Source organism: Dankookia sp. P2 (assembly GCF_050632255.1).
Lineage (GTDB): Bacteria > Pseudomonadota > Alphaproteobacteria > Acetobacterales > Acetobacteraceae > Paracraurococcus.
In genome coordinates, this window is sequence record NZ_CP192581.1 from 2,285,144 (window position 1) to 2,310,498 (window position 25,355).

General features: G+C 71.6%; 28 protein-coding genes and 8 pseudogenes. 10 read left to right on the plus strand and 26 right to left on the minus strand.

All coding sequences use genetic code 11. The features are described 5' to 3' along the window. The first annotated feature begins 60 nt into the window (after window positions 1-60). Window positions 61-516 (plus strand): M23 family metallopeptidase, encoded by a 456-nt coding sequence (locus ACQ86J_RS13600; RefSeq protein WP_431271520.1) that lies wholly within the window; start codon window positions 61-63, stop codon window positions 514-516. 50 nt (window positions 517-566) lie between these two features. Further along, complete coding sequence (locus ACQ86J_RS13605) at window positions 567-1,319, plus strand: SDR family NAD(P)-dependent oxidoreductase (RefSeq protein ID WP_431271521.1); 753 nt, start codon at window positions 567-569, stop codon at window positions 1,317-1,319. A 58-nt stretch (window positions 1,320-1,377) separates the two neighbouring features. On the opposite strand, the gene ACQ86J_RS13610 is transcribed toward ACQ86J_RS13605, so the two are convergent. From ACQ86J_RS13610 to ACQ86J_RS13705, 20 genes and pseudogenes are all read right to left on the minus strand, one after another. Then, complete coding sequence (locus tag ACQ86J_RS13610) at window positions 1,378-2,775, minus strand: TonB-dependent receptor (RefSeq protein ID WP_431272396.1); 1,398 nt, start codon at window positions 2,773-2,775, stop codon at window positions 1,378-1,380. Window positions 2,776-2,780: 5 nt separating this feature from the next. Further along, a complete protein-coding gene (locus ACQ86J_RS13615; protein WP_431271522.1) occupies window positions 2,781-3,275 on the minus strand; it encodes a TonB-dependent receptor plug domain-containing protein in 495 nt (164 codons plus the stop codon). A gap of 193 nt (window positions 3,276-3,468) precedes the next feature. After that, the gene (locus ACQ86J_RS13620; protein WP_431271523.1) at window positions 3,469-4,491 is read right to left on the minus strand and encodes an amino acid ABC transporter substrate-binding protein; all 1,023 of its coding nucleotides are present in this window, start codon (window positions 4,489-4,491) and stop codon (window positions 3,469-3,471) included. Window positions 4,492-4,568: 77 nt separating this feature from the next. Beyond that, entirely contained in the window at window positions 4,569-5,297 is a 729-nt protein-coding gene (locus ACQ86J_RS13625; protein ID WP_431271524.1) for an ATP-binding cassette domain-containing protein, read from the minus strand. Beyond that, a complete protein-coding gene (locus ACQ86J_RS13630) occupies window positions 5,297-5,845 on the minus strand; it encodes an FtsX-like permease family protein (RefSeq protein WP_431271525.1) in 549 nt (182 codons plus the stop codon). Before ACQ86J_RS13630 ends, ACQ86J_RS13625 begins: the two co-directional genes overlap by 1 nt. Further along, complete coding sequence (locus ACQ86J_RS13635; RefSeq protein ID WP_431271526.1) at window positions 5,784-6,374, minus strand: hypothetical protein; 591 nt, start codon at window positions 6,372-6,374, stop codon at window positions 5,784-5,786. The genes ACQ86J_RS13630 and ACQ86J_RS13635 overlap by 62 nt, the downstream gene beginning before the upstream one ends. Window positions 6,375-6,560: 186 nt before the next feature. Beyond that, complete coding sequence (locus tag ACQ86J_RS13640; protein WP_431271527.1) at window positions 6,561-7,586, minus strand: HlyD family efflux transporter periplasmic adaptor subunit; 1,026 nt, start codon at window positions 7,584-7,586, stop codon at window positions 6,561-6,563. A gap of 23 nt (window positions 7,587-7,609) precedes the next feature. Then, entirely contained in the window at window positions 7,610-7,837 is a 228-nt protein-coding gene (locus ACQ86J_RS13645; protein WP_431271528.1) for a hypothetical protein, read from the minus strand. Then, window positions 7,834-8,388: a TetR/AcrR family transcriptional regulator gene (locus ACQ86J_RS13650; RefSeq protein WP_431271529.1), complete on the minus strand. Its 555-nt coding sequence runs from the start codon at window positions 8,386-8,388 to the stop codon at window positions 7,834-7,836. The genes ACQ86J_RS13645 and ACQ86J_RS13650 overlap by 4 nt, the downstream gene beginning before the upstream one ends. Window positions 8,389-8,513: 125 nt before the next feature. Beyond that, entirely contained in the window at window positions 8,514-9,374 is an 861-nt protein-coding gene (locus ACQ86J_RS13655; protein ID WP_431272397.1) for a lysophospholipid acyltransferase family protein, read from the minus strand. A gap of 18 nt (window positions 9,375-9,392) precedes the next feature. After that, window positions 9,393-10,383: pseudogene (gene lpxK, locus ACQ86J_RS13660) on the minus strand (tetraacyldisaccharide 4'-kinase). Window positions 10,384-10,526: 143 nt separating this feature from the next. After that, window positions 10,527-11,396, minus strand: coding sequence for a 3-deoxy-D-manno-octulosonic acid transferase (locus ACQ86J_RS13665; RefSeq protein ID WP_431271530.1), 870 nt, complete (start codon window positions 11,394-11,396; stop codon window positions 10,527-10,529). 61 nt (window positions 11,397-11,457) lie between these two features. Further along, window positions 11,458-11,853 (minus strand): annotated as a pseudogene (locus ACQ86J_RS13670) (glycosyltransferase N-terminal domain-containing protein); the annotation flags it as partial. After that, window positions 11,850-12,347: a lysophospholipid acyltransferase family protein gene (locus ACQ86J_RS13675; RefSeq protein WP_431271531.1), complete on the minus strand. Its 498-nt coding sequence runs from the start codon at window positions 12,345-12,347 to the stop codon at window positions 11,850-11,852. The gene ACQ86J_RS13675 and the pseudogene ACQ86J_RS13670, both read right to left, overlap by 4 nt. Then, window positions 12,298-12,639 (minus strand): annotated as a pseudogene (locus ACQ86J_RS13680) (hypothetical protein); the annotation flags it as partial. The pseudogene ACQ86J_RS13680 and the gene ACQ86J_RS13675, both read right to left, overlap by 50 nt. Before the next feature lie 63 nt (window positions 12,640-12,702). Next, window positions 12,703-12,882: a hypothetical protein gene (locus ACQ86J_RS13685; RefSeq protein ID WP_431271532.1), complete on the minus strand. Its 180-nt coding sequence runs from the start codon at window positions 12,880-12,882 to the stop codon at window positions 12,703-12,705. Window positions 12,883-12,946: 64 nt separating this feature from the next. Next, window positions 12,947-13,315, minus strand: a pseudogene (locus ACQ86J_RS13690) (hypothetical protein); the annotation flags it as partial. Between the two features lie 25 nt (window positions 13,316-13,340). Then, window positions 13,341-13,562, minus strand: a pseudogene (locus tag ACQ86J_RS13695) (glycosyltransferase); the annotation flags it as partial. A 218-nt stretch (window positions 13,563-13,780) separates the two neighbouring features. Next, complete coding sequence (locus ACQ86J_RS13700) at window positions 13,781-14,392, minus strand: UDP-2,3-diacylglucosamine diphosphatase (protein ID WP_431271533.1); 612 nt, start codon at window positions 14,390-14,392, stop codon at window positions 13,781-13,783. 42 nt (window positions 14,393-14,434) lie between these two features. Then, on the minus strand, window positions 14,435-14,590 hold the full coding sequence (locus ACQ86J_RS13705) for a hypothetical protein (protein WP_431271534.1): 156 nt from the start codon (window positions 14,588-14,590) through the stop codon (window positions 14,435-14,437). A 500-nt stretch (window positions 14,591-15,090) separates the two neighbouring features. Here ACQ86J_RS13705 and ACQ86J_RS13710 point away from each other — a divergent pair, with 500 nt between their 5' ends. Both ACQ86J_RS13710 and ACQ86J_RS13715 read left to right on the plus strand, forming a co-directional pair. Next, the gene (locus ACQ86J_RS13710) at window positions 15,091-15,477 is read left to right on the plus strand and encodes a hypothetical protein (RefSeq protein WP_431271535.1); all 387 of its coding nucleotides are present in this window, start codon (window positions 15,091-15,093) and stop codon (window positions 15,475-15,477) included. 27 nt (window positions 15,478-15,504) lie between these two features. Next, complete coding sequence (locus ACQ86J_RS13715; protein ID WP_431271536.1) at window positions 15,505-15,861, plus strand: outer membrane protein; 357 nt, start codon at window positions 15,505-15,507, stop codon at window positions 15,859-15,861. A gap of 13 nt (window positions 15,862-15,874) precedes the next feature. On the opposite strand, the gene ACQ86J_RS13720 is transcribed toward ACQ86J_RS13715, so the two are convergent. Together ACQ86J_RS13720 and ACQ86J_RS13725 are read right to left on the minus strand one after the other, a co-directional pair. After that, window positions 15,875-16,075, minus strand: coding sequence for a hypothetical protein (locus ACQ86J_RS13720; RefSeq protein WP_431271537.1), 201 nt, complete (start codon window positions 16,073-16,075; stop codon window positions 15,875-15,877). A 162-nt stretch (window positions 16,076-16,237) separates the two neighbouring features. Next, window positions 16,238-17,044, minus strand: a complete 807-nt coding sequence (locus ACQ86J_RS13725) for a TIM44-like domain-containing protein (RefSeq protein ID WP_431271538.1) — start codon at window positions 17,042-17,044, stop codon at window positions 16,238-16,240. Window positions 17,045-17,328: 284 nt separating this feature from the next. Here ACQ86J_RS13725 and ACQ86J_RS13730 point away from each other — a divergent pair, with 284 nt between their 5' ends. The 5 genes and pseudogenes from ACQ86J_RS13730 (at window position 17,329) to ACQ86J_RS13750 (ending at window position 20,491) form a co-directional block, all read left to right on the plus strand. Next, entirely contained in the window at window positions 17,329-18,033 is a 705-nt protein-coding gene (locus ACQ86J_RS13730; protein WP_431271539.1) for an ABC transporter substrate-binding protein, read from the plus strand. A 47-nt stretch (window positions 18,034-18,080) separates the two neighbouring features. After that, window positions 18,081-18,398, plus strand: a pseudogene (locus ACQ86J_RS13735) (ABC transporter substrate-binding protein); the annotation flags it as partial. Between the two features lie 145 nt (window positions 18,399-18,543). Then, the gene (locus tag ACQ86J_RS13740; protein WP_431272829.1) at window positions 18,544-18,921 is read left to right on the plus strand and encodes a hypothetical protein; all 378 of its coding nucleotides are present in this window, start codon (window positions 18,544-18,546) and stop codon (window positions 18,919-18,921) included. A 124-nt stretch (window positions 18,922-19,045) separates the two neighbouring features. Further along, on the plus strand, window positions 19,046-19,609 hold the full coding sequence (locus ACQ86J_RS13745) for a hypothetical protein (RefSeq protein WP_431271540.1): 564 nt from the start codon (window positions 19,046-19,048) through the stop codon (window positions 19,607-19,609). A gap of 279 nt (window positions 19,610-19,888) precedes the next feature. Beyond that, window positions 19,889-20,491 (plus strand): hypothetical protein, encoded by a 603-nt coding sequence (locus tag ACQ86J_RS13750; protein ID WP_431271541.1) that lies wholly within the window; start codon window positions 19,889-19,891, stop codon window positions 20,489-20,491. Window positions 20,492-20,747: 256 nt separating this feature from the next. Here the strand turns inward: ACQ86J_RS13750 and ACQ86J_RS13755 are convergent, their stop codons facing one another. The 4 genes and pseudogenes from ACQ86J_RS13755 to ACQ86J_RS13770 form a co-directional block, all read right to left on the minus strand. Then, the gene (locus ACQ86J_RS13755) at window positions 20,748-21,155 is read right to left on the minus strand and encodes a hypothetical protein (RefSeq protein WP_431271542.1); all 408 of its coding nucleotides are present in this window, start codon (window positions 21,153-21,155) and stop codon (window positions 20,748-20,750) included. A 15-nt stretch (window positions 21,156-21,170) separates the two neighbouring features. After that, window positions 21,171-22,502: pseudogene (locus tag ACQ86J_RS13760) on the minus strand (TldD/PmbA family protein). 105 nt (window positions 22,503-22,607) lie between these two features. Further along, window positions 22,608-23,875 (minus strand): annotated as a pseudogene (locus tag ACQ86J_RS13765) (M16 family metallopeptidase). 135 nt (window positions 23,876-24,010) lie between these two features. Further along, window positions 24,011-24,232 (minus strand): hypothetical protein, encoded by a 222-nt coding sequence (locus ACQ86J_RS13770; protein ID WP_431271543.1) that lies wholly within the window; start codon window positions 24,230-24,232, stop codon window positions 24,011-24,013. A 140-nt stretch (window positions 24,233-24,372) separates the two neighbouring features. Here ACQ86J_RS13770 and ACQ86J_RS13775 point away from each other — a divergent pair, with 140 nt between their 5' ends. Then, window positions 24,373-25,203, plus strand: a complete 831-nt coding sequence (locus tag ACQ86J_RS13775) for a hypothetical protein (RefSeq protein WP_431271544.1) — start codon at window positions 24,373-24,375, stop codon at window positions 25,201-25,203. The last annotated feature ends 152 nt before the right edge of the window (window positions 25,204-25,355 follow it).

The window sequence follows — 25,355 nt, forward strand, 5'->3', positions numbered from 1 at the left end:
TGCAGGGCCTGCCCGGCGCCATGGTCACCCCGCCGCCCGAAACCATGGCCCGCATCATCCGTGACGCGCGACCACCTGGCGGCGCTGCGCAAGGTGGACAGCGCCGAGCCCCATTTCGCCGCCGGCTTCGTCTGGCCGGCGACGGGGCGCATCAGCGGCGTCTATGGCAGCCAGCGCATCCTGAACGGGGAAGCACGGGCGCCGCATGTCGGGCTCGACGTCGCGGTGCCGGTTGGCACCCCGCTGCGCGCCGCCGCTGCCGGCCGGGTGCTGCTGGCCATGGACCTCTACTTCACCGGCAACACCGTGGTGATCGACCACGGCTTCGGCGTGCAGACGCTCTATGCCCATATGTCGCGGCTGGATGTCGCCGAGGGGGAGGCGCTTGCCGCCGGCCAGGGCATCGGCCTCTCGGGCGCCACCGGCCGGGTCACCGGGCCACATTTGCATTTCGCGATGAACTGGTTCTCCACCGCGGTGGATCCGGCCAGCGCATTGCCCGCGACGCAGGGTTGAACTCCAGCGCCGCTGGACGCTTGAAGCCGGACCCAATCGGGAGGATCCGCATGTCCGACAGCTTCGCCCGCTACCCGAGCCTCAAGGACCGCACCGTCCTCGTCACCGGCGGGGCCAGCGGCATCGGCGCCGAGATAGTCGCGCAAGTCGCCGCCCAGGGCGCCCGCACCGCCTTCCTCGACTTCGACGACGTGCATGGCCGCGAGGTGGCGGAGCGCACCGGCGCGCTCTTCCTGCATTGCGACCTGCGCGACATCGCCGCGCTCCGCGCCGCGGTGGCGGAAGCCGCATCGCGGCTCGGCCCGATCACCGTGCTGGCCAACAACGCCGCCCGCGACGACCGGCATGGCTGGGAGACGGTGGAGCCCGACTACTGGGACGAGCGCATGCACACCAACCTGCGCCACCAGTTCTTCTGCAGCCAGGCGGTCGCGCCGATGATGCAGGCGGAAAAGCGGGGCTCGATCGTCTTCTTCGGCAGCGTGTCCTGGATGAAGTCGCAGGGCGGCATGCCGGCCTACACCACCGCCAAAGCCGCGGTGCACGGCATGGCGCGCGGCCTGGCGCGCGACCTCGGCCCCTCCGGAATCCGCTGCAACGTAGTGGTGCCCGGCTGGATCTTCACCGAGCGGCAGCAGCAGCTCTGGGCAACGCCCGAAGCGGTGGAGGCCTCACTTGAGCGGCAATGCCTGAAGGAGAAGCTCTACCCGCCCGATATCGCCCGCATGGTGCTGTGGCTGGCCGCCGACGACAGCCGGATGGTGACGGCGCAGACCTTCGTGGTGGATGGCGGCTCGATCTAGGAGCCGCGATCGTCCGGCGTGACTCCACGCAGGACGTGAATCGCTGCCCCAGGCAATACTACAGGCTGGCCGCGACGGTGAAGCGCACCGCCAGCGGCTCGACCGGATGGAAATGCCGGTCCTCCACCCCCGCCGCCGGCTCCCCCGGCAGGCGGGAGGCATACCAGTAGTCGATCTGGCTGGCCTTGCTGTTGAACAGGTTGAAGACGTCCAGCCGCAGGGTCACGCCGTTCTCCAGGCGGTAGCCGGCGCGGGCATTGACCAGGGCGGTGGTGCGGGACCGTTCCTGCCCGTCCTCGGTCAGCGGCCGCGGGCCGAAGACGCGCAGCCGCGCCGCGCCGAACCACCCCAGACCCTCGTCCCAGTTCGCCCCCGCCGCCAGCACCAGGTTGGGTGCGCCGGGCACATGGCTGCCTGCCGGGTCGTATTCGGTGAACCGCGCCCTCGTCGCCGCAACATCGAGGTCGAGCGCAACTGCCGGCGACACCTGCCAGCGGTTGGTCCATTCGAGCCCGATTCGCCGGCTGGCCCGGCTCGGCTCCGTCGTCCCGGCATCGCCGAGGAAGAGGATCTCCGAGCCGAGGTCAAGCACGAAGGCGGCCAGCCGGCTGTCGAGCCCGGGCAGCGCGCGGGTGGCGACGCCGATCTCCGCCCCCTTGGCCCGCACCAGCAGCGGCACGCGGGAGGCCGGGCTCAGCCGGTCCGCCGGCTCCACTTGGATGGCGGCGCCGCGCAGGTCGTTGCTGTGGAAGCCGCTGCCGGCATTGAGGAAGAATTCCGTCGCCCACCATGGCCCGAGCGCGATGCCGGCCTTCGGGCTGGCGATCCATGCGCCGGCCGCGCCGGGATTCGCCGCCAGGTCGCTGCGCACCTGGCCGCCCACCCAGTCGGCGCGCAGGCCGCCGGTCAGCCGCAGCCAGTCCTGCGGGCGGACCGTGCTGTCGGTGAAGAACCCGACGCTGTCCTGCCGCACCGCATCCTGCCGCACCGTCGAGAGCGCCGTGCGCGCCGCGGTCCGGAACAGGCCGAGGCGGATGTCGTCGTGCCGGGCCTGGACGCCGAAGCGCGTCTCCGCCGCGCGGCCCAGCGCCTCCCACGGGATGCTCTGCACCACCTCACCGCCCAGCACCCAGCGCCGGTCGGTCTGGTGGACCTGGTCGCCGTTGATCGGGTCGTCGAGGAAGTAGGTGAAGTTGTTGTACAGGTCGAGCGCCGAGCGGATGGCATAGGCGGAGACGCGCGTGGTGCCCCAGTCGCTGGTCGCCGCATAGCGGCCCGAAAGGCTGGCGCGCTGCGCCCGCCCGCCATCGGTCGGATCGATCGCGCCGAAGCGGTCGACGATGCCGGCGGAGACGCCGCGGGCCGGCACCTGGTCGGTCGAGTCCCAGCGGCCGGTGTAGCCCATGCCGGTCAGGCTGAAGCCGTCCAGCGCGGTGCCCTGGCTGTAGCGCAGCACCCCGTTCAGCCGGCGCAGGTCGTCACCGTTGCGCCAGGGGCCCTGATAGGTGGCGACCTCGCCGGCCGCCAGCAGCGTGCCGGCGCCGAGGTCCTTCGAGCCGGCGGCGAGGCCGCGCCAGTAACCGAAGCTGCCGACCGTGCCCTGCACGAAGGGGCGCTCCAACGCATCCAGCAGGTCCAACCGCAGCGCGCCGGCGTTGGCGAAATCGCCGTCATCGGCATAGTAGGGCCCTTGCGCACCCGCATCCCGGCCAGCAGCTCGGGGATCAGGAAATTCAGGTCGGCATAGCCCTGGCCATGCGCATGGGTCCGCATGTTGACCGGCATGCCGTCCAGCATGATCGCAAGGTCGGTCCCGTGGTCGAGGTTGAAGCCGCGCAGGAAGTACTGGTTCGCCTTCCCCTCGCCGCTGTGCTGCGTGACGACGAGGCCGGGCGCCGCCTCCAGCGCCTCGGCGGTGCGGGCGATCGGGCGGGCGGCGAGCGCCTCGCGCGGCACCTCGATCTCGCTCGCCGCGCCGGGGGCCGCTCGGCCGTGCCGGTGACCAGCATCGGCGGCAGCTCGGCCTCCTGCGCCCGCGCCACGCCGGCCAGCAACAGCAGCGCGCCGAACCACCCCAACCGCAATGCCGCCGTCCTTCGGTCCCCGCGCCGCAGTTAGGCCGCGGAAAGCGTCACGGGCAAGCCGGCCATCAGCGCATCGGCAGCGCGTAGATCAGCCCGCCCTGGGTCCAGAGCTTGTTCGGCCCGCGCGCCAGGTCGATCTGCGTGTCGGGGCCGAAGGAGCGGTCGTAGATCTCGCCGTAATTCCCCATCGCCCGCACCGCGTTGTATGCCCAATTGCGGTCGAGCTTCAACGCCTCGCCCAGCTCCGGCGTCACGCCCAGCAGGCGGCGGGTGTTCGGGTTGACGCTGGTCTTCCGCATCTCCTCGGCATTGGCGCGGGTGATGCCCTGCTCCTCCGCCTCGATCAGCGCGGTGGTGTACCAGCGCACCACGTCGAACCATTGCTGGTCGTCGCGGCGGATATAGGCGCCGTAGGGCTCCTTGCTGAAGCGCTCGGGCAGGATCACCCAGTCCTTCGGGTTGGCCATGGTCGACTTCACCCCGGCGAGCTGCGAGGCATCCGTGCCGAAGCTGTCGCAGCGGCCGGCCTGCAGCGCCGCCGCCGCTTGGTCGGTGCGCTCATACAGCACCGGCTTGAAGGGCGTGTTGATGCTGCGGAAGTAGTCGGCCGTCACCTGCTCGTTGGTCGTGCCCTGCACCAGGCAGATGGTGGCGTCGCGCATCTCGGCGACCTTCTCGACGCTGCCCTTCTTCACGATGAAGCCGTGGCCGTCGTAGAAATAGGTCACGACATGGCGCAGGCCGAGCGTCACGTCGCGCAGCATGGTCTGCGTTGAGGTGCGGAACAGCACGTCCACCTCCCCGGCCCCCAGCGCGGTGAAGCGGGTGGAGGAAGACAGCGGCGTGAAGCGCACCTTGTTCGGGTCGTTGAAGATCGCGGTGGCGAGGCCACGGCAGAGATCGACGTCCATGCCTTGCCAGACGCCCTTGCTGTCCGGCAGGCCGAAGCCGGCGACCCCGGTGCCGATGCCGCAGACCAGCTGGCCCCGCGCCTTGATCGCCTCCAGCGTCTGCTGCGCCGATGCGGCGCCGGCCGTGAGCAGAGTGGCGGCCATGGCCGCGGTGGCAAGGAAGGCTCGTCCCAGCATCGCCTTGATCCTTTCGTTGGTGACAAGGATGCTGTCCGGCCCGTGCCGGCCGCGTCAACCGGCACGCTTACGGGAAATCAGGCCGCCGGGACGCCCTCTGCTTGTTTCGTGGGCACGATCCGCCCATCCTCCATCGAGACGATGCGGTCCGCGAGGTCGAGGATGCGCGGGTCATGCGTCACCAACAGGATCGGCACCCCGCGCCGCTTCGCCAGGTCACGCAGCAGCCGCACCACCTCACCGCCCGATTGCCGGTCGAGCGCGGCGGTAGGCTCGTCCGCCAGGATCAGCCCGGGCTCGCCCGCCAGCGCCCGCGCCACCGCGACGCGCTGCCGCTGCCCGCCAGAGAGCTGGTCCGGCCGGCTGCCGCCGCGGTCGCCCAGGCCCACGGCCGCCAGCATCCCGGTCGCCCGCTGCAGCCGCGCGGCCTCGGTCGTGCGGGGGTCGAGCTCGATCGCCATGGCGACGTTCTGCTGCGCGGTGAGGAAGCCGAGCAGGTTGTGCTGCTGGAAGATGAAGCCGATCCGGCGGCGAAGCGCGACGCGCTGCCCTCGCCCGCGCTCATCAGCTCTCTGGCCCAGCACGCGGCAGGAGCCCTCCTGCATCGCCCTGAGCGCGCCAATCAGGGTCAGCAGCGTTGTCTTGCCGCTGCCGGAGGGGCCGGTGAGCAGCACGATCTCGCCGGGGCGGATGGTCAGGTCGATGTCGCGCAGCACCGGCCGGCGCAGCTCGCCCTCGCCATAGGCATAGTCGAGGCCGCGGATCTCGACGGGGGCGGGCCCCGCGACCGACGCCTGCCCGTCCATCAGAACATGTCCGCGGGGTTGGCGTCGCGCAGCTTGCGCATCGCCAGCAGCCCGGCGAGGCCGCACATGGTGAAGATCATCCCGAACACCGCCAGGCCCCGCGACGCATCCATCGCCAGCGGCAGGAAGGTGCTTCGGCCGACCACGTCATAGAGGAAGGCCGAAAGCGCGAAGCCCGGCAGGAAGCCGAGCAGCGCCAGGATGAAGGCGGCCGAGAGTACCGCGCGGCCGAGATAGAAGTTGGAATAGCCCATCGCCTTCAGCGTGGCGTATTCCTTGAGGTGGCTGGCGATGTCGCTGAACAGGATCTGGTAGACGATCACCATCCCGACGATCAGCCCCATGATGCTGCCGAACATGAAGATGAAGCCGATCGGCGTCGCGGTCTCCCAGTAGTCGCGCTCGTGCTTCACCAACTGCGGCTGCGACAGCACCATCACGTCGGGCGGCATCACCTGCTTCAGCCGCGCCACCGCCACGTCGCGGTCAGTCCCCGGCGCCAGGCGGATCGCCACCAGGTCCACCTGGCTGACCAGGCGTTCCTTCACCAGCCGACGGGAAATTCGTCTCCGACATCACCACGTTGCCGTCGGCACCGAAGGAAGGGCCGATCTCGATCAGCCCGACCACCTCCATCTGCCGGTTGGCGACCTGCACCTCGAAGGGCCCGCGCTGTTCCAGCAGCCTGGGCACCGGGCCGAATTCGGGGCGCGAGCGGCGGTCGAAGGCCATGGTGTCCGGGCGCTTCAAGGTTTCCACCAGCGGCGCCAGGCCGGGGAAGTCCATCACCCCCGCCTCGATGTCGAAGCCAACGAGTTGCACCGCGCGGCGGGCGCCGCTCTCGGGGTTCCGCCAGGTCGCTTGCGCCAGATAGACCGGCACCGCCGCCTCCACCTCCGGCAAGGCGAGCGCCTGGCTGGCGCGCACCCGCGGCAGCATCTCCGGCTTGAAGCTGACGATGGTCAACGGATGCATCAGGAAGATGTCGGCCCGCATGGCGGACAGCAGCGCGGTGGCGCTGTCGAACAGCGCGGAGCGGAATCCCAGCTGCATGAACACCAGCACGCAGGCGAACATGACGCCGGCGGTGGCCGAGGCGAGCCGCGCCTTCTCCGCCCGCAGCTGCCGCCAAGCCAGGCGGAGCGGGGAGCCAGAGCGCCACCCCCCGGCCGCGCGCGCGGCGCGCGGGCCTCGGGCGGCGGCGCGCCGGCCTCCCCGGTCAGCTCCGGTGCCCAGGGCAGGAAGCCGGGCGGCGCCGGCGCCTCACGCCGCTGCACGGTCATGGGCGGATCGCCACCTGGACCTGCATGTTGGTCCGCCGCCCAGCGCGGCGCGGCCTTCCTCGCCCAAGGCGAGACGCACCTCGACGGTGCGGGCATCCACCGCCGCCACCGGGTCGGTGCCGGCCTGGGTGGTGCGGCGGACCATCCAGCCGATCTCCCGCAGCGTGGCGGCGTAGCGGCGCGGCTCGCCGGGGACCACCACCTCGGCCGGCGCGCCCTCGCGCAGCCGGGGCAGGTCGGTCTCGAAGACATCGGCGACGACGTCGAGCCGGCTGAGATCGGCAAGGTCGAGCACGCCGTCGCTGCCGACCTGGTCGCCCGGCCGGGCATAGACCTTCAGCACGGTGCCGGCGATCGGCGCCACGATACGCGATAGGCCGGCATCGGCGCGGGCCTTCACGACCGCCGCCTCGGCCCCGGCCAACTCGGCCTCGGCCACCGCAAGGTCCTCCGGGCGGGGGCGCAGCAGGCGCTGCAGCGTCGCCTCGGCCTCGGCCCGTTCGGCGGCGGTGCGGCTGGCGGCGAATCGGTTGCGTTCGGCGGTGGCGATGTTGCCGGCGCCGGAGGGCAGCAGCGCCTCGGCCCGCTCGGCCTCGCGCCGGGCGCTGGCCTCGGCGGCGTGCAGCGCCTGGATGCGGGCGCGCTGCGCCTCGATCTCCTCCGGCCGGCCCGCGGCGCGGATGCGCTCGAAGCTGGCACGGGATTGCCGGGCGGCGGCCTCGGCCTGCAGCGCGGCGGCGTCCTTCTGCGCCGCATCGGCCAGCACCGCCAGCAGTTGCCCGGCCTCGACCCGGTCGCCCTCGGCGACCAGCAGGCGGTCGAGCCGGGCGACGTTGAAGCCACCGGGCTGGTTCAGCTTGCGGATGCGCGAGGCCGGCTCGACCCGGCCGAGCGCGCCGACGCCGATGGGTGCGGCCGGGGTGGCGGCGGGCGGCGGTGCACGGTCGGCGCTGCCCTCGCGGCTCCAGGCCAGGGCGCCGGCGCCGATCGCAGTCAGGACCAGCACTCCCGGCAAGAGCCGCCTGCGGTTCATTGACCGGCCTCAGCCGCAGGCACGCCGAGCTGGGCGATGAACTCGGCCTCGTCCAGCAGATCGCGCGAGAGCAGCGCCGCATCCTCCGGGCTGCCGCAGCCGAGCAGCGGAGCAAGGACGCCGAGCAGCCCCGGCGCTTCCGGCGAGACCTGGGTGGTGGCGGCCGCGGCGCCGGCCAGCAGCAGGATCATGGTGGCGCCCGCCACGGCCGGAACGAGCCTCATGGCGCGGCCTCCAGCAGGCGCGAGAGAGCGGCGTGCATGGCGTGGCGCTCCTGCTCCGTCGGCGTGTAGAGGCCGAAGACGCGGGCCATGAACAGCCCGTCGCCGGCCGCCATGATGGCGTGGCCATGACCGGACGGCAGGCCGTCCGCCGCCACTGCCTCCCGCATCCGGGCGATCACCGCGCGGATCGGGCCGAGCAAGGCGGGGTCGTGGTGGAAAGCGGCGAGGAAGACGGCCGCGGCACGGTCGCAGCGCTCGTTCATCGCCTCGGGCGTCAGCTCGAAGGCCCAGGCCAGCATCGCACGGGCGACCCGGCCGGGGCCTTCCGGCTGGCTGGCGACACAGGCCTCGAAGTCCAACGCCATCCACTCGGCCATGCGGCCGAGCAGGCCGGTGATCAGCGCTTCCTTGGAGCTGAAGTGATAGAGCAGCCCGCCCTTGGAGACGCCGGCCTGGCGAGCCGCGGCATCAAGGGTCAGGCCGCTGACACCGCGGGCGCGGACGATCGCCTCAGCGGCGTCGAGAATGCGAGTGCGGGCGTCGCTTGTCACGGATCCATCAGGCATGGGGAGAGACTATACCGGCTGGACGGTCAGTCAACCGTCCAGCCGGTATAGCGACCTTGACATATCCGATGGCGAAGGCCGCCGGAGCGGCTAAGTCCTGCCGCGATGGATCAGTCGGGCTTCGGCCAGCGCCGATGCAGCCAGAGCCACTCCTCCGGCCGCTCCCGGATCCAGGCCGAGAGTCGGTCGTTGATCGCCCCGGTCAGCGCCCGGATCGCTGCCTGGCGGTCGGCCATCCCGGGCAGCGCTAAAGGCGGGTCCACCACCAACCTGAACCGGCAGGCGCCGAGCCGCTGGATGCGGCCTGGGATCACCGGGCAGTGGAAGCGCAACGCCAGTTGCGCCGGGGCCGGCGCGGTCATCGCCGGCACGCCCAGCAGCGGCACCTCGATCCCGTCGTTCAGCTTCTGGTCGGCCAGCAGGCCGAGCACCCCGCCCTGTGACAGGAATTTCAGCGCCGCCCGGGCACCCTGCGCACCCTTCGGAAACAGCGGCAGCGGCGGCCCCGGCACCGCCCGGGCGCGCAGCCCGTTGACCAGGGCGTCCACTGCCGGGTTGTCCGCCGCGCGGTAGACGCTGCCCATACGGATGCCGAGCCGCTCGAGCGCCGGCGGCAGCACCTCCCAATTGCCGATATGACCCGAAACCATGATCGCCGGCCCACCTGCGGCGGCGATGGGCGCCAGGTGCTCGGCCCCGACGATCTCCCACTTGAGCGCCGGCAGATGCGGCAGCTCGCCGACCGTGCGGCCCAGATTCTCCCACATGCCACGCAGGATGCGGGCGCGCTGGGCGGCATCGCGCTCCGGCAGCGCCAGCGCCAGGTTGGCCCGGGCGATGCGGGAGACCGGCAGCAGCGGGCCGAGCCAACGGGCCAGCGCGCCACCGGCATGCGAGGCACCGACCGGCCCGAGGCGGCGCGCCAGGGCGAGGACCGCGCGGACGGCCAGGGTCTCGAAGGCGGATTGCAGCCTTCTACGCCGAGCGACTCAGGCAGGGATCGGCACCCGCTGCGCCAAAGGGTCGAGCAACCCCTCGATCGTCGCCGGCTCCTGCCATTCCAGCCGGATCGTCACTACCGTGACCCGGCTGCGGAAGGCAGCGGGGATGCGGACGAAATCCTTGCGGGTGGTCACTGGGACGGCGCGCAGCCGCTCGGCCTCGGCCAGCAGCTTCGCGCATGTCGCCCTCGTCGAATGGGTAGTGGTCGGCGAAGGGCATCCGCCCGGCCAGCACCGCCCCGGCCTCCTGCAGGGTCGAGAAGAACTTGCGCGGGTTGCCAATGCCGCAGAAGGCATAGACCGGCTGGCCGGCCAGCAGCTCGGCCTCCGGCCCCGGCACCAGCTTCGCCCGCAGCACCGGCAGGCGGGGTGGCAGCCGGGCAAGCGCACCGCACTCGTCCTCGCCGATCAGCACCGCTGCACGGCAGCGGGCGGCCGCGGCCTCCGGCATCTCCCGCAAGGGCCCGGCCGGGATGATGCGGCCATTGCCGAAGCCGTAGGTGCCGTCGACGATCAGGAGGGAAAGGTCCTTCTCTAGGGTGGGGTTCTGCAGCCCGTCATCCATGACGATGCACTGCGCCCCGCCGGCGACCGCAGCCCGCGCCCCGGCGGCGCGGTCGGCCGAGATCCAGGCCGGCCGCTCGGCCGCCAGCAGCAGGGCCTCATCCCCCACCGCCTGACTGTCATGGGCGCGCGGGTCGACCCGGGCTGGGCCCTTCAGATGACCACCATAGCCGCGCAGGAGGAAATGCACGCCAACGCCCCGCCTCGCCAGCCGCTGGCCGAGATCGAGCGCGACGGTGGTCTTGCCCGACCCGCCGGCCGTGGCATTGCCGCAGCAGATCACCGGGACCGGCGCCGTCCAGCCATGCCGCCGCATGCGCCGCGCGGTGACGGCGGCATAGACGGCGGCGGCGGGGGACAGGAACAGGGGCAGCAATCCCCCACCGTCCCCGGTCCAGGATTCGGGGGCACGCATCAGGCCTCGACCAGTCCTCGGTTCATCAGGCGTTCACCCGGCCGGATCCCGGTACCGGCGATGCCGGTCCGGGGCCGCAGCCCGGCCCTCGACGCCCCCGTTCTGGATGGGTTGGCTGGCCCGGCGTCGCCGCCGGATCGGCCTCAGGGGGGCGTCACGCAGACTTCCTTCGGCACATCCCCAGGCCCGGCGCCGGGGAGGAGCCCGATCAGCATTCCCGCGAGGAGGTCCGGCAGGCCGGCCTCCGCCGCGAGCGCCGCGGCGGCGGCATTCGCCATGGCTTGTCCGCGGTCCGGATTCGATAGCACGGCCCCGGCGGCAGCCGCCAGCGCCGCCGGCTCGGGCGCCACGCGGAGGGCGCCGCCTTCGGCCAGCAGCCGGGCGACCGGCTCCTCGAAGTTCCAAGTATGCGGGCCGAGCAGGATGGGGCAGCCGAGCCGGGCCGGCTCGCGCGGGTTCTGCCCGCCATGCGGGACCAGGGAGCCGCCAACGAGGCAGACCCCGGCCAAGCGATAGAACAGGCCGAGCTTGCCCAGGGTATCCGCGACATAGAACTCGGTCTCCGGCCCGGGCAGGGCGCCGGCCGCGCGCCGCACCACCGCCAACGGTGCCAACTCGTCGGCGATGGCGCCGCCGCGGTCCGGGTGGCGCGGGACGATGATGGTCAGCAGCCCGGGCTGCGCCAGGGCCAGTCGCGCATGCGCCGCGGCGACGATTGCCTCCTCCCCCGGCTGGGTACTGGCGGCGAGGAAGACCGGGCGGGCGCCGATCGCATCGCGCAGCGCCGCCAGCGCCGCCGCATCGGCCGGCAGAGGAGGCGCCGCATCCTTCAGGTTGCCTGGCGTCAGCACCTCGGCCGCGCCCAGCGCCCGCAGCCGGGCCGCATCGGCGGCGGACTGGGCCGTGACCAGGCGGAAGGCGCCGAGCAGCCGTCGCCCGAGTCCCGGCGCGAGCAGCCGCCAGCGGCGGGCCGACCGCGCGCTGAACCGCGCATTCACCAGGGCCAGAGGCATCGCCGCGCGCGCCGAGGCCGGCGATCAGGTTGGGCCAGAGCTCGGCTTCCACCAGCACCGCGCAATCCGGCCGCCAGCCATCGAGGAAGCGCGCCACCCAGCGGGGCACGTCCAGCGGCACAAAGCGGTGCAACAGCCGCCCGCCCAGCCCATCCGGCAGCCGCTGGACCAGCAGCCCGGCGGCGGTGACGGTACCAGTGGTGACCAGCAGGGTCAGGTCCGGCGCGCGGGCCGCCAATGCCTCGAGCAGCGGGACGACCGAGAGGGTCTCGCCGACGCTCGCCGCATGCAGCCAGAGCAGCCGGCCGGGCGGCCGGGCGGCGCCCTCGCCCCGGCGTTCGCCGAGCCGCGCCGCGATCTCCTTGCCCAGCCGGGCCCGCCGGCGGAGATGCAGCGGCAGCAGCAGCGGCGCCGCGGCGCCGGCGGCGAGCCGCCAGAGCGCGAGGCCGGTGGTCATGCCATGGCGGCGCGGGCGGCCACCGGGGCCGCCACCCAGGCATCGGCCGCGGCGCAGGCGGCGGTCAGCCCGGCCTCGATGGCCGGTAGGGCGGCGAGCGGGTCGTCCCGGTCGACTGCCACGGCCGGCTGCACCACCAGCACGCCGCGGCCGAAGGGCAGCGGCAGCACCATGCGATCCCAGCTCCCCAGAACATGCACCCGTGTCGTTCGCGCGGCGCAAGGCAGCACCGGCAGGCCGGAGACGGCGGCGAGCTGGGCGACGCCGGGCGCCGCGACCCGGCGCGGCCCGCGCGGCCCGTCCGGGGTGATCGCCACCATGTCGCCCCGGGCCAGCATCCGCAGCAGCACGCGCATGCCGGTGGCGCCGCCCTTGCTGGCGCCACCCTTCGCGGCGGCCCCCGGCACTGGTCGAGGCATGCACCATGTCGAGGTCGAAGCGCCGCACCACCTCGCCGATGAAGCGGCCGTCGCGGTGGCGGGAGACCAGGACATGCGCCCGCATCCCCGCCATCTCCGGCAGCCGGGCGCGGGCCTGCTGCCAGAGCATCGGCATCATCGGCAGGCGTTCGTGCCAGAAGGCGGCGATAACGGTGCGGGGCTTGCCCGCCGGGTCGCGGAAGGCGGCGCGCAGCGGGGCCTCCCCCAGCAGCGTCCAGCGCGTGGTGCGGTAGACGCAGGCCAGGTACAGGCCGAGCAGCCAGGCAAAGGCCGCCTGGGCAGCAGCGGAGCGGATCAGCCGCCGGAACATGGATGCGGGCGCATATCGAGAAGCGCCGGGTAGCATGCCGGGCGGCGGCGGAACAGGCCACCGCGCCGCGCCCGGTCGCGGGTGGCTGGTCCAGAGCCCCTAGCCGATCGGCACCAGCTGGCGGCGGAAGACGGCGGCGCAGGCCTCCCAGGAATAACGCTCCGCATGCCGCCGCGCCGCTGCACGGTCGCAGCCGAGCGCCGCCAGCGCCGCCGCCCGCAGGTCGGCGTCCACCACCCCGGCGCCGGAGCCCGGGATGACGTCGAGCGGCCCGGTCACCGGATAGGCCGCAACCGGGAGTGCCGCAGGCCATCGCCTCGAGGATCACAAGGCCGAAGGTGTCGGTCTTCGAGGGGAAGACGGAGACATCCGCCCCGGCATAGCAGCGCGCCAGGTCGGCCCCTGCTTCCAGCCGGCGAAATGCGCCGCCGGGAAGCGCCGGGCCAGCGCGGCACGCTGCGGTCCGTCGCCCACCACCACTTTCGACCCCGGCAGGTCGAGCGCCAGGAAGGCCTCGATGTTCTTCTCCACCGCGACGCGGCCGGCATAGAGGAAGACCGGCCGCGGCAATCCGGCCCAAGCCTCGCGCGGCTCGAGCGTGAACTGGGCGAGATCGACGCCGCGGGTCCAGGGGCGGATCCTGGTGAAGCCGCGCTCGGCGAGCTTGGCGCGAAGTGAGGGGTGGCGGCGAAGGTGCCGTTCCCGGCTTCATGGAATCGGCGTAGCCAAGCCCAGGCGAAGCGCGGAGGCAGGCCGGTGCGGGCCTGCAGGTACTCAGGAAACTTGGTGTGGAAGCTGGTGGTGAAGGGCCAGCGGCGCTGCAGGCAGAGCGCCCGCATCGCCATCCCGAGCGGGCCCTCGGTGGCGATATGCACCGCGGTCGGGCGAAAGGCGTCGACCACCCCGCGCAGCGGGCGAGCCGGCCGCAACGCCAGGCGAATTTCCGGGTAGCCCGGCATTGGCAGGGTGCGGAACCGGTCGGGCCCGATCACCTCCACCGTGTCGCCCAACGCCCTGCAGCCGCGCGGCGACGGTCGACAGGGTGCGCACCACGCCGTTCACCTGCGGCGCCCAGGCATCGGTGACGATCAGCAGCCGCAGCATCTCGGCATCGGGCAGGGTCGTGGCCGCGGCATCCGGCGCGTCAGCGAGGTCGATGAACATGGCAGGGTGCCGTTCAAGCCACCGCCACGACTGGGCTGCCGAGCCGGCGCCAGAAGGAAAGCCGGTTTTCCGCCGCCCAGTCCACCAACTCGAACCGGCCGTCGGCGTGCTCGACCAGCGCGGTGCAGCTTTCCACCCAGTCGCCGTCGTTCATGTACATGACGCCCTGCACCATCCGCATCTCGGCATGGTGGATATGGCCGCAGATGACGCCATCCAGGCCACGCCGCCGCGCCTCTCCGGCCAGTGCCAGCTTGAACCGGTCGATCGCCTTGACCGCGCCCTTCACCTGGCGCTTCAGCCACTGCGACAGCGACCAGTAGGGATAGCCGAGGCGCCGCCGGCCGAGGTTGAGGACCCGGTTCAGCGCCAGCGCCCAGTCATAGGCCCAGTCGCCGAGATGAGCGAGGACCTTGGCATAACGGATGACGCCATCGAACTCGTCCCCATGGATCACCAGGTAGCTGCGGCCATCCGCACCCTCATGCACCGCGTCGCGCGCCATCCGCACGCCTGCGACCTCGAAGCCAAGACCCAGCCATTCGCGGAACATCTCGTCGTGGTTGCCGGGGATGTAGGTCACCGTGACGCCGCGCCGGGCAATGGTCAGGATCTCGCGCAGCACCTCGTCGAACTCGCTGGTCCAGTACCAGGACTTGCGTAGCCGCTAGCCGTCGATGATGTCGCCGACGAGGTACAACTGGTCGCACTCGGTCCGGCGCAGGAAGTTGAGCAGGAAGTCCGACCGGGAGCCCCTGGTCCCGAGATGCACGTCCGAGAGGAAGATCGTGCGGTATCGGCTCTTTGCATCGGTCGTCTGCATCGCACCTGCCTCAGGGACCGGTTCCGGCGCAGGAGGATGACCGCACCGGGGCACCGGCTGTTGCGCGCCGCCGGAGTAACGCAGGCGAGCGGCAGCGGCCGTGAATCTTGCGTGACGCTGGGGCGAAAGCTGGTCCCGGATGCCGGATGTCACGCCCCTGCAATCGAAGGAACGCGGTGCTGTCGCGGTGATGGGCCGGCGGGCAATGCGCCGCCGACGCAGCCTGGCAATGCAGGCCGGTCCCTCTCAACCCCACCACTGGCACGCATATCGCAGAGCGGTGAGAATAGACAGGATTTTGGATAACAAAGCACCTATAAAGGAGACACTTCCTGACGATATTTAAGCGCTTGAAGCCCACATTTTCGTATACGCATAACAATGATCTGAAATTGGTACTACACCACTACTCGTGAGAAGTTAAGCTTCAGCTCCACTCATAGGGTTTTCCGCGGCGGGTCGATCCTTTCGTCCCGTAAGACAATCACGCGGGCGAGAAAATGAACTTCACGAGATCGCTGTTCCTTACCGGCCTGCTGATGCTTGCGGCCGGCGGCTCCGCCTTGGCGCAGGTGAGCGGCCCCTATATCGGCGCCGGAGCCGGGGCGAATTTCCGCCAGGATTCCGACCTGACCCTGAAAGGGCATGGTGCGGACATGGCTCGCGCCATGCGCATCGGCACCACCGGCACGCTTAGCTTCGACAGCCCCGGCCCGGTCGCCTTCGGCAGCCTAGGCTGGGGCTTCGGCCAGGGCATCCGCACCGAGGTGGAGTTCAGCTATCGCAGCGCCGGGGTCGGCGCGGTGTCCGTCGCCGGCTATCCGGCGCACCCGCAGCTGCACCGGCACGACCAGCACCTCGGCGGTGATGGCCAACCTGTTGTATGACGTCCAGGGCTGGGCTGGCGCCTGGGCGTGCCGGTTACGCCGCAGGTCGGGCTCGGTGCCGGCTATGCCTGGTCCGCCTATGACAAGGTGATGACGCGCAGCGGCAATGATGGCTCGATGACCTATGGCGTCGACGGCCGCTTCGCCTACCAAGCTATCGTCGGCCTGGATTGGAACCTGTCGCGCCTGCTGCCTGGTCTCTCTCTCTCCACCCAATACCGCTATTTCGCGGTGCTTGATCCGCAGGTGGAACATGGCGTGAAGATCGGCCGAGCCGGCTTCCGCGACGCCAAGGTCGAGACGACCAACCACAACCACGCCCTATTGGTCGGGCTGCGCTATGCTTTCCGCAGCCCGGGAGTGCCGGCAGGCGTGCTTCCCTAGGCGCGGCGGCGCCTCAGGCCTGGCCGCGCCCCTGGGCCTCGCGGCGGAGCGCCACCGCGGTCGCGGCAAGGCCCGCGGCCAGCGAGACCGCGCCGAGCGCCGGGGCCGCCAGCAGCGCCCCGGGCGCCAGCACGGCAGCCGGGCCAAGAGCCAGCCCGACCGCGGCAAGCCCACCGATAGCGGCCAGGACGGCCAGGAAGCACAAGGCGATCATCGGCGGGACCTCTCCTTCTGACGGCAATGCGGCAGCGCGCTGCCACGATGATGCCATGATTTGGCCCCAGTCCACCCCAATGCGAGCGCGCCGCCCGGACCAGGGATCCGGGCGGCGCAAACGTGACCAAAGCACGACAGTCAGGTGGGCCGCAGGCCCGGTTCAGCCGGTCTGCTGGATCGCCGAGAGCATCCAGGGGCCGCCCTGGGTGCGAACGAAGGTCCAGAGCTTCGTCGCCGTGACCCGGCGGCTCGGGTCACCCTCCACCACCGCGCCATCGCTGATCCGGCGGGTGACGTCGACCTGGGAAAAGCGCATCGCCACCGTGGCGTAATCCCGGGCGCCCTCGCGCCAGGCCTCGGCCAGGTCGCCCTTCTCGAGCACCACGTCGCGCGTCTCGTTGCGCCAGCCACGGCGAGCGAGGTCAGCCAGGTCATTGCCGAAATACTGCATCATCTCCGGCGTCGCGACCGCCCGCATGCCCTGTTCGTCCTGCCGAGACCAGGCAGCGTTGACCACCTTCAGGGCATTCTCGAAGGCCTGGAAATCGGCCGGGGTGAGTTGGATGGGCTCACCCGCCGGGGCAGCGCGGCCACCCCCGCCGCCATAGGCCGGACGGGGGCCGTGCTGTGCCTCCCGCGCCATGCCCGCAGGCATCCCGGCCAGGGCCGGCTGCTGCCGGCGGCGGAACCAGGCCATGGCGAAGCGCACCAGCAGCACCACGATGCCGATCTGCAGCAGCAGGCCGAGGATGCTGGCGAAGCCGCTCAGGCCGCCGAACAGCCCATGGCCGAATAGCAGGCCGCCGATGCCGGCGCCGATCAGGCCGCCCATCAGCCCGGCCATGAGCGGCGAGCGGGAGAAGAAGCCGCCTGACGGGTTCGGCTGGAAGGGCCGCGAGGGCTGGGCATAGCCCGGCTGCCCATAGGGCGCAGCGGGCCGCGCCGGCTCCGACCAGGTCCGGTCCATCTGGCGGGCGGTGCCGGGCGCGGTCTGGGTGGAGGGGGTGGGCTGAAGGTGCGAGCCCCGCGGCTCCCCATCGAGGAGCCGCCGCCCGGCCGCGCATCAGCGATCGCCGGCGCGAGCGCAAGGGCCGCGGCAGCGAAGGCCGCGAGCAGGAAGGCAGGACGGCGCATGGTCTGGGTTTTCTCCGGCATCATGTTACTTGGCGTCCATATAGGGTGCCGCCTGGAGGATTGCGACAGGGCCGGCAAGCCTTCACCCTGGCCCCGTACCGGCCGGGAGACAACGGAATGGCGCAGGCGTGGATCAGGGCGGCGGCCCTCGGTGGGCTCTTGCTGGCGGCAGGCACCGCCGCGGCGCAAACGCCGGCGAAGGTCTTCCGGTTCGCTACCAGCACCGATGCGGCAACGCTCGACCCGCACGCGACCAACGCGCTCTTCACCTACCTCGTCGTCTCCCAGGTCTATGAGCCGCTGACCCATCGGGGCGACGACCTGACGCTGCATCCCGGCCTGGCGGTCCGCTGGGAGCAGGTCGAGCCGACGCGCTGGCGCTTCCACCTGCGCGACGGGGTGACCTTCAGCGGCGGCGAGAGCTTCGAGGCCGAGGACGCCGCCTTCTCCATCGCCCGGGTCCGGGCGCCGACCAGCAACTACGGCATCTATGTCGACACCGTCTCGGGCACCGAGGTGGTGGACCGGCTTCACGCTCGACGTCCTCACCCGCACCCCGGACGCCACCATCCCCGACAAGATGAGCCGCGTCCTGGTGATGGACAAAGGCTGGTCGGAGGCCAACCGCAGCGCCGTGCCGCAGAATTTCGGCCAGCGGGAGGAGACCTTCGCCGCCCGCAACACGAACGGCACCGGCCCCTTCGTCATCACCCGGCGGGAGGTCGACCAGCGCACCGTCATGGCGCGCAACCCGCGCTGGTGGGGGATCGAGGCCAAGGCGGCGCCGGGCAACGTCACCGAATCCCCAGTACATCGTGCTGAACTCGGATGCGACGCGGGTCGCCGCCCTGCTCTCGGGCGAGGTCGACATGGTGCATGTCGTCCCGGTGCAGGATATCGAGCGCATCCGGCGCGATCCGAAGCTGCGGGTGCTGGAGGGGCAGGAGAACCGCACCGTCTTCCTCGGCATGAACCAGGAAGCCGACGCCCTGTCCTCGAGCGACATTCGCGGCCGCAACCCCTTCAAGGATGTCCGGGTCCGCCAAGCCGTGGCGCATGCGATCGACGTCGAGACGCTGAAGCGCCGCACGCTGCGCGGCCAGGCGGTGCCGACCGGGTCGATGTGGACGCAATTCGTCAATGGCTGGACCGCCGAGACCGACAAGCGGCTGCCCTATGATCGCGAGCGGGCGAAGGCGCTGCTGGCCGAAGCCGGCTATCCCCAGGGTTTCGCCATCGGCTTCGACTGCCCGGTCGGCACCTATGACGAGGCCTCGCCAGGGCGTCGCCGCGATGCTGGCCCAGGTCGGCATCAAGGCGAGTTTGAACCTGGTGCCGAACAGCCAGTTCATCGGCCGCATCCAGCGGCGCGAGAGCCAGTTCTACGCGCTGTCCTGGGGCGTGCCGACCTTCGACGCGCTCTACACGCTGCGCGCCATCATAGCCTCCCGCGCGCTCGGCGGCAGCGCCAGCTGGAATGCCGGCGGCTATGCCAATGCCGAGTTCGACGCGCTGGTGCGGCGGGTGGAAGCGGAGACGGATGCGGAGACCCGGCGCGGCCTGATCGCCCGGGCGCATGCGCTGCACAATGCCGAGCTGGGCCATGTCCCGCTCTACCACATGATGATTCCCTGGGCGGTGCGGCAGGGCGTCAGCGTGACGCACCGGGCGGACAACCAGGTACAGGTGCGGGAGATCCGCATCGACTGAGCGCCGCGGCCGCACCGGCCGGACCAAGCGCCACCGGCCTGACAAACGCGCTACCCCGCCATTTGTCCTTTGGCGGCAGGGGCGGCCGGTCGCAGTCTCCCATGTGCCGACAGGGGAGGCTGCCATGAAGAGGATCGTGCTGCTGTCAGCGACGATGCTGTTAGCAGGCCTGTTGCCGCCCGCCGCGCCAGCGGCAGCACAGCCGCGCAAGCAAGCCGATGCGACGCTGATCGCCAGCGCCATGTCGGCGGGGCCGAAATCCATCGCCCGGGACGCCACCGTCGTTGCCATGGAGGCCGACGGCAGCATGCGGACGCTGCGCCAGGGCGGGAACGGCTTCACCTGTATCCCGGACGACCCCGCCTCCCCAGGTCGCGACCCAATGTGCCTCGACGCCAATGGTATGGAATGGCTGCATGCCTGGATGAACAAGGCGCCGCCACCAGACAAGGTCGGCATCGTCTTCATGTTCGTCACCGGCAGCGATGCCAGCAATACCGACCCTTTCGCCACCAAGCCGGAGGCGGGCCGCCGGTGGATCAGCACCGGGCCACATATGATGGTGGTCGGCGGGCCGGCGGTGAATGCCATGGCGGGCTATCCCCGCACGCCCGACCCGGACCCGGGCAAGCCCTTCATGATGTGGATCGGCACGCCCTATGAGCATGCGATGATCCCGATCTGCTGATGAACGAGCGCGGCGGCGCCGCATCCGCTGAACCGCGCCGGCAGCGGCAGCGTTGGCGCGACGTCCTCCCGGAGCCGCGCCGCCGATGTTCCCGCACAGCCTCCCCGGCTGCCGGGCGCTGGACGCGCTGAACTTCGCCCTGGCCGATGTCCGCGACGGGCTCGGCCCCTATCTCGCAATCTTTCTCCTGGCGCTCGGCTGAGACTCGGCGCAGTCCGGCACGGTGCTGACGATCTCCGGCCTCGCCGGGCTCGGGCCCAGGAGCCGGCCGGCGCCCTGGTGGATGCGGTGGCGGCGCGGCGGGCGGTGCTGGCGCTGGCGGCGCTGGTGATCACCGCCACGTGCCTGCTGATCCCGGCCTTTCCCGGCTTCTGGCCGGTGGCGGGGCTGCAGGCAGCCAGCGGCATGGCCGCCGCGGCGGGTGGGCTTTCCCCGTGGTTCGGCCCGGTCGCGGTGTTCTGGCTGCTGGGCGGGATGGCGCTGGCGAGCATCGCCGCCATCCTGGTGCCCGGCCGGGCGGATCGACGCGCGGCTGGCGGGCGGCGCCGACGAGGATGGCGACGGGCACGTCTCGGCTTGGCAGATGCTGCTGGCCTGCCGGCCACTGCTGGTCTTCGCGCTCAGCGTCGCGCTGTTCCACCTGGCCAATGCGGCGATGCTGCCGCTGGTCGGGAAGAAGCTGGCGCAGCGGACCTCAACTCGCGGCACGGCGCTGATGTCGGCCTGCATCGTCGCGGCGCAACTAGTGATGGTGCCAATAGCGGCGCTGGCCGGGGCCTGGGCCGATGGCGGGGGCCACAAGCCGCTGTTCCTGGCGGGCTTCGCCGTGCTGGCGCTGCGCGGCCTGCGTCCATACCCTGTCGGACGATCCCTGGTGGCTGATCGGGGTGCAGGTACTCGACGGGATCGGCGCCGCGCTGTTCGGCGCGCTGATGCCGATGATCACCGCCGAGCTGACGCGGGGCACCGGGCATTTCGGCACCGGGCTGGGCGCCGTCGCCACCACGCTCTCCAGTGCCGCGGCCGACCGGGTGGTGGTGCAGGCCGGCTATTCGGCTGCCTTCCTCGCCCTGGCCACGACCGCGCTGGCCGGGGCGCTGCTGTTCCTGGTGGGCGATGCCGGAGACCGCCGCGTCGGCTACTGCGGCTTCAAGGAGGCCAACGTGGTCTCCTTCTCCGCTTCGCTGAGCGGGACCATCTGCTGCCAGACCGCGGCGGCCCAGGCCTGCGCATGGCGCGACAACCGCTCGAGGTCGTGCTCGTCGAGGCCTTCGACGTAGTCCGCGACGCTCTCGCCCTCGTCGTCCCAGCCGGAGGCGAGGTCGACCACCACCGCCGTCGCGTTCATCGCCTCGTCATCCAGGTCGCCTGCCTCGAAGGCGCCCATCTCCACCAGCTCCGGTACCTGATGCGCGGTGACGATGGCCAGCGCCGCCGCCTCCCGCAGCGGCATCCGGCCATCCTCGTTCAGCGACAGCTCGGCGAGGGCCGCGATCGCCTCACGCTCCATGTGCTCGCGCGCCTTGCGCCATTCCTGGATTGCCATCCGCGCCTCCCCCGCTCAGCCACCGGCCATCGTCAGCCCCTCGACCCGGATCGTCGGGCTGTCGGTGCCGCGGCAGAGATTCCAGGTCGTCCGCGGGCGTCAGGTTCAACAGCATCTCCTTCACATTGCCGGCGATGGTGATCTCGCTGACCGGCTCGGCCAGGGCGCCATCGCGGATCATGAAGCCGGCCGCACCGCGGCTGTAGTCGCCGGTCACGCCGTTGACGCCCATACCGATCAAGCTCGGTGACGTAGATGCCCTCCCGGATGTCGGCCATCAGCGCCGCCGGGGTCATGCTGCCGGGCTCTAGCCACAGATTCTGTGGTGCTGGGCGAGGGCGGGCCGCCGGTGCCGCGGCTGGCATGGCCGGTGCTGGCCATGCCGAGCTGCCGGGCGCTGCGCCAGTCTAGGATCCAGGTGGTGAGAATGCCGTCCTCGACGATGGCGCGGCGGGTGCCCTTCATGCCCTCCCCGTCGAAGGGCCGGCTGCGCAGGCCGCGCCGCCTTGTCGGGTCGTCCACCACGGTCAGCCCGGCCGCCATCACCCGCTGGCCCAGCCTGTCGCCGAGGAAGGAGGTGCCGCGCGCGACCGCGGCGCCGTTGATGGCGCCCGAGAGGTGGCCGAGCAGCGAGGCCGCGACGCGCGGGTCGTAGACCACGGGCAGGCGGGCAGTCTTCGGCCGGGTCGGGTTCAGCCGCGCCACCGCCTTCTCCCCGGCGCGGCGGCCGAGCATCGCGGCGTCCTCCAGGTCGGACAGGTGGACGGTGCTGGAGTAGTCGTAGTCCCGCTCCATCCCCGTGCCCTGCCCGGCGAGCGCTGTGACCGAGATGGAATGGCTGGTCCGGGCATACTCCCCGGCAAAGCCGTTGCTGGCAGCCATGGCGATGGCGTAGCGGCCCCAGCCGGCGGAGGCGCCTTCGGAGTTGCTGACGCCGGCGACGGCGAGCGCCGCATCCTCGGCCGCCGCGGCGCGGGCGATCAGCGCCTCGGCATTCGGCTCCTCGGTATCCGCGAGGTCGAGATCGACTGCGATGAGGCCGTCCGGCGCGTCGGCGAGACCGGCATGCGGGTCCTCCGGCACCACCCGCGCCATGGCGACGGCGCGCTCGGCCAACGCGGCGAAGCCCTTTGGCGAGGGGTCGGTCGAGGAGACGATGGCCTGCCGCTGGCCAAGAAAAACCCGCAGGCCGAGGTCGAAGCCCTCGGAGCGCTCGAGCTGCTCGATCGCACCGAGCCGGCGGGAGACATGAAGGGAGGCATTGCTGACCAGGATGGCGTCGGCGGCATCCGCCCCGGCGCGGCGCGCGGCGGCGACGAGGTCCTGCAGGGTATCGGCGTGGGTCATCTTGATCTCCTCGGAGCCGGGGCGCTTGGGCCCCTGCCCTCGGCCAGGGGATGGCCGGGCAGGGCGGAATGGGCTGGCCGGGGCGGGGCCGCGCCCCGCCGCCGCTCAGGCCGCCAGCCGGCCGGCGATCTCCTGCAGGCCCGGCACCTTGCCCGCCGGGCCGAGCGCCGCGAGGGTCGGCGGCGCGCGGAAGGCGGCGCGGGCGGCTTCCTGCACGTCGGCGATGGTGACCGCGGCGATGCGGGCCTTGGTCTCCTCGACCGGGATGATGCGGCCATGCACCTGGATCTGCCGGGCCAGCTGCTCGGTCCGGCTGCCGGTGCTTTCCATCGACATCAGCAGGCTGGCGCGGAACTGCGCCTTGGCGCGGTCCAGCTCGTCCTGGGTCACGTCGGTCTGCACCTTGCGCAGCTTCTCGACCGTCACCGGGACCAGCTCCTCGGCCTCCTTCTCCCCGGTGCCGGCATAGACGGCGAAGAGCCCGCCATCCTGGAAGGGATGGGCGAAGGAGTAGATCGAATAGACCAGGCCGCGCTTCTCGCGGATCTCCTGGAACAGCCGGGACGACATGCCGCCGCCGAGCAGCGTGCTCAGCAGCAGGGAGGGGTAGTACAGCCGGTCCTTGTAGCCGGCGGCGGGGAAGCCGAGGACGATATGGACCTGCTCGAGGTCGTCCTCCTCGCGGAACTCGCCGCCGACGCACAGCGGGAGGCCTCGGGCGGCGGCGGGGCCACCTGCGGCAGGTCGGCGAAGTGGCGCTGCACCAGGTCCAGCATCTGGTCGTGGTCGACCGCGCCGGCGGCGGCGACCACCATGCGCTCCGGCCCATAGTGGTGGCGCATGTAGCTGGTCAGCGCCTCCCGCTTCATCCCCTTGATGACTTCCTCGGTCCCGAGGGTCGGGCGGCCCATAGGCTGGCCAGGATAGGCTGTGCCCTGGAAATGGTCGAAGATGATGTCGTCCGGGGTGTCGTTGGCCTGGCCGATCTCCTGCAGGATGACGCCCCGCTCGCGCTCCAACTCCTCCGGGATGAAGGTGGAATGGGTCAGGATGTCGCCGATGATGTCGGCGGCGAGCCCGACATCCTCCTTCAGCACCTTGCAGTAGTAGGCGGTGTTCTCGCGCGAGGTATAGGCGTTCAGGTGGCCGCCGACATTCTCGATCTCGCGGGCAATCGCCAGCGCGTCGCGCTTCTCGGTGCCCTTGAAGGCCATGTGCTCGAGGAAGTGGGAGACGCCGTTCTCGGCCGCGCTCTCGTGCCGGGTACCGGCGGCGACATAGGCACCGAAGGAGACGGTCTCGACCCGCGGCATGTGCTCGGAGACGATGGTGAGGCCGTTGGGCAGGCGGGTGAGGCGGACGGCGTCTGACATTCTGACTCCTGGGGCGGGGGCGGTGGATAAGACCGGCCGCCCGGCCAATGATGCGTCAGCCTGTCATGTAGTGCCGGATCGCCGCCAGCGCGACCTTTCCCGCCATCCGGCGAAGGCCGGCCGTCCGCGCCCCCGTCAGTAGGCGTTGGCCAGTTCGGTTTCCGGCGGCGCGACCGGCAGGCAAACCAGGCGCCGGCCGGCCGGCGCGACCGCCGCGCCGGCAGCTTGCTCGCAGGCTGCAAGGCCGGAATAGAGCCGGAAGCCGATGGTCGGCGCATCCAGCGGCACCGTCTCCAGGAGAGGGCCGGGCGCGGCGAGGCTGGCAAGGGTAACGACGACGATCACGAAATCGGTCACAGGGGCTCCTCCGGGGGCGGACGCAGCAGCAGAGCACCGCGACCCGGTGGAGGCTTGGGAAACTCGTGGAGCTTCCAGGGAATTCCAATGACCGGCCGGGGACGTATCGGGTTGCCGCAAGGCGGCGACGGAGGACAGGCGTGGTCAGTGGCTCGGCCAGGAACATACCGGAAAAGCTGCGTGTCACCGCCGCGCTTCTGGGCTGTGGCAACCAGAAGGATCTCTGCGCCGCCTTCCGGCGGGTGAACCCGCAATCGGACTTCGACCTGGAACGGTCCTACAAGTGGATGCAGGGCCGCGCCGTGCCCCGCTCGGCCCGGGTCTACGAGGACTGGTCGAGGCTGGTCGGTACGGGGGACCAGCCAGCCGCCTGGCTCGCGGGCTGCACGCTCGAGGAATTCGTGGCGGCCGTCGCCGGGCGGCAGGGGTATGACCCGGAGGCGTTGCTGCGCGCGGCCGGCCTCGCCGGCGACGGCCCGGGCGCGGCGACCGCCGAGCCTGACGGCCATCTCTGCGGCCAGTACGCCTGCTACTCGCATGCCCAGTCACCGCACTACCGTGGCCGGGTGATCCGCGGCAGCCTCGCGATCGCGCTGCCGCCGCGCCGCGGCCAGGGGCTCGTCGCCAGCTATTCCCAGGCCCTTGCGGTCGGCCGGGTCAGCGCCAGCGGCGCAGTAGGCCTGTTCGGCCATTCGATGTGCCTGGAGTTGCGGCTGCCGAGCCCTGGCATGGCGCCGATCTTCTGCGCGCTGTTCCGACCCTCGCCGCCGTCAAGCGTGCTCGCCGGCATGCTTTGCGGCATCACCGCCATGGATCCGAGCGGCCAGCCTCCCTATGCGACGCGCGTCGCAATGGTCCGCGTCCCGGCGGCCAATCCCGCCGCGTCCAACCGTTACCTCGAGCTCGGGAGTCGCCAGGGCGCGACCTCGCGGCGCTTGGGCTTCCGGGGACCGCCGGGCTGGATGCGTTGATCGGGCGGCTGCTGGACGGGCCCGGCACAGCGACGGGCTCCGACCAAGTGGCGGTCGCCGACTACGTTGCGCTCGCCATGGCCTGCGACCGGTTCTGGCTCGGCAGGGGGCGGGGCGCCTGGCAGAGAACCCGGAGAAAGAGCGGTAGGCGG